At 41.6% G+C, this 2,733-nt stretch carries 2 protein-coding genes; both read left to right on the top strand.

Annotation, left to right across the window (positions count from 1 at the left end; translation table 11 throughout):
- The first annotated feature begins 838 nt into the window (after window positions 1-838).
- Window positions 839-2,008, top strand: a complete 1,170-nt coding sequence (locus R7Z77_RS23825; RefSeq protein WP_151515869.1) for a D-alanyl-D-alanine carboxypeptidase family protein — start codon at window positions 839-841, stop codon at window positions 2,006-2,008.
- A gap of 211 nt (window positions 2,009-2,219) precedes the next feature.
- Window positions 2,220-2,627, top strand: coding sequence for an SPOR domain-containing protein (locus tag R7Z77_RS23820; RefSeq protein ID WP_005373701.1), 408 nt, complete (start codon window positions 2,220-2,222; stop codon window positions 2,625-2,627).
- The last annotated feature ends 106 nt before the right edge of the window (window positions 2,628-2,733 follow it).

The raw sequence follows: 2,733 nt of genomic DNA, 5'->3' as shown, positions 1-2,733 counted from the left end.
ACTGCTTGTTTCTTTGGCGAGAAGAGCGTACCACTTTCAGCAGTTGGCTTCCTCTTCTACACCTTTCCATGAATGTCTCACTTATTATCTGAAATCGGGTATCATGAAAGAGGATATGTATGATGTCGTCGTTTGAGTCGTACTGGGTTGGGATACGTCAAAGAATAGCCGCACAAACCGAAGGTAACCGCAGTTTAAAGTCTCTAGTCATTAAAAAGCAGCGTGTGAACTTAAATAACAGTGGGTTATCCTTTCGCGCTAAGTCCGGATACCTTATCCCTCACTGTTATACCAAGTTCTCTGATGAGATAAACCTAAAAACATCGAAAAAATCGTCTCTTAGTTTTAAAAAAGGAAAGCTGTATTTTTCTCCAGTTTAATAATAAATGAAATTTGCATAAATTATAATATTAGGTTTTTAAATTTATCGATAATTAATTACGATTTTATGATGCGTTTTCAATATGTTTTCTTGGTAAATAATTAGCTGGGCTTATTGTTGATTGTTTTTGTTGTTTCCTATTTAGATATGGATAAAAGCTCAACTACTTTTCCTATACCAACTTACTCCCTGAATTGACTTGCGCGCTTTTTCTCCCCTCTCAAAAAACATAGCGTTACGGAATTATTTTCGCTCCTGTTTCATTCTTCAAGACGAAAGCTCTACCTACCTCTCATTATTTTCGACAAACATTGAGTAAAAGTAACCAATCGTAACAAGGTGGCTGTAACTGAGCGCCGTTTCAATATACTCGTTTTTTAACTAGGTCATCCCGCGCTTTGAATTCATTCGGGTACCGTTTGTAAGCCTTAAATGCTACTAAGATAAGATGTCATGATGAGAAAAAGTACTATATTACACACAGTGTTAATTACAGGGTTCGCTGCTGTATCCTCGTTGGCTTATGCTGCGCCTTCAGTTGTGCCAAATGCGCCGGAACTCAGTTCTCGTGGTTATGTTTTGATGGACTTCCATACGGGGAAAGTACTGGTTGAACGTGATGCCCACAAACGTTTAAACCCCGCGAGTTTAACGAAGTTGATGACTGCTTATGTAGCTGGTCAAGAAATTAATACAGGCAATATTACGTTGAATGATGAGGTTGTCATCAGCCGAAATGCTTGGGCAAAAAATTTCCCAGATTCTTCAAAAATGTTTATTGAAGTCAATACTTCCGTTTCTTTGTCTGACTTATACCGTGGTCTGATTGTTCAATCTGGTAACGATGCCAGTGTTGCTATTGCTGAGCATGTTGCGGGAAGTGAATCAGGGTTTGTGAGTTTGATGAATAGTTGGGCCGCCAAGCTTGAATTGTCTAACACGGCATTCACCAACCCTCACGGCCTAGACAGTGACGGTTTATATTCGACACCTTATGATATTGCCAAATTGGGCCAAGCGATTATTCGTGACTTACCTGATATCTATCCGCTGTATAGCGAAACCTCGTTTACTTACAATGGCATCACTCAATACAACCGTAATGGCTTGCTTCGTGATCGTAGTATGAATGTCGATGGCATGAAAACTGGATATACAAGCGGTGCGGGTTATAGTCTAGCGACTTCTGCAATACAAGGTGATATGCGTCTGATTGCTGTAGTGATGGGAGCGAAGAGCGAGAATGTTCGTGAATCAGAAAGCAAGCAGCTGTTAAGTTATGGCTTCCGCTTTTACGATACGGTAATGCCGACTGAGGCGGGTGCGGAACTTGCGAAAGCTCGAGTTTGGATGGGCGAAAAAGACGAGCTTACTGTTGGCGTAGCTAACGATGTTTATCTCACTTTGCCAAAAGGAGATGTAAAAAATCTGCAAGCGGAAGTTGAATACAACGGTGATTTAGTTGCGCCAATTTCTGAGCAACAAGTGGTTGGTAAAGTGCTTTACAAAGTCGAAGGTAAGGTCGTAAATGAAGCCGAGCTCGTTGCATTGGAGTCCGTGGAGGAAGGCAGTTTATTCAAGCGAATTTTAGACTGGTTTAAGCAATTGGTCGCTAGCTGGTTCTAAACAGTAGCGAACTTCTGTCTATATCACTCTATCTTGTTAATGTTCTATTAAATCAATTTACTAAGGCGGCCAACGTGGTCGCCTTACGTTTTTGGAATACTCGTTGCGTTAAAACGCAGGCCTTCTTGTAAGGGTGTGTTTTACCTGACCAAGAGCGTTTTGTGTTTTTGGGTGCGAGAGAAAAGAAACTAGAACAAGAATGGAGTGACACGTGCACAAGATTTTATCTTTGACATTGATTTTATCGCTCATGGGCTGCGCTATGCCTTACCAGCAGGAGGTCGATAGCGGCCAATGTGTTGGAGTCATGACCTCTCAGGATGCATATGGTTATTTAAACCCAAACCATTACACGATGCAGGTACTCGCGCTAAAGCAAGAAAAAGATGTGAAAGATTATATTCGCTATATCGATCCTAAGCATCCGGTTTGGGTTAACTGGAAAAACAGCCGAGGCACGCGTTGGTATACGGTAACTGTTGGTGATTTTAAAACGAAACAGGATGCCTACAATGCGCTTTCTTCATTACCAAGCCGTGTAAAGCAGTCATCCCCGTTTGTGCTGACTTTTGCGGAAATGCAGCGTAAGCAACAAACGAGTGTTGTGAGAATGCGTTAGCCAACAAAAAACGGAAGCGATGGCTTCCGTTTTTGTTTTCAGCCCTAAACCACCTACTTCAGTAGGTGGTTATCATCCGTTTCGGCTTTGCCTGTAAAACTACTCA

Source organism: Vibrio sp. 1401, from assembly GCF_033340295.1.
Note: the sequence above shows the minus strand (reverse complement) of the source record. Positions and strands in the feature narration are given on the sequence as shown.

Bases quoted from the DNA above. Each gene is read 5' to 3' on its own strand.
- R7Z77_RS23825 (WP_151515869.1), top strand. From the start codon at position 839: ATGAGAAAAAGTACTATATTACACACAGTGTTAATTACAGGGTTCGCT.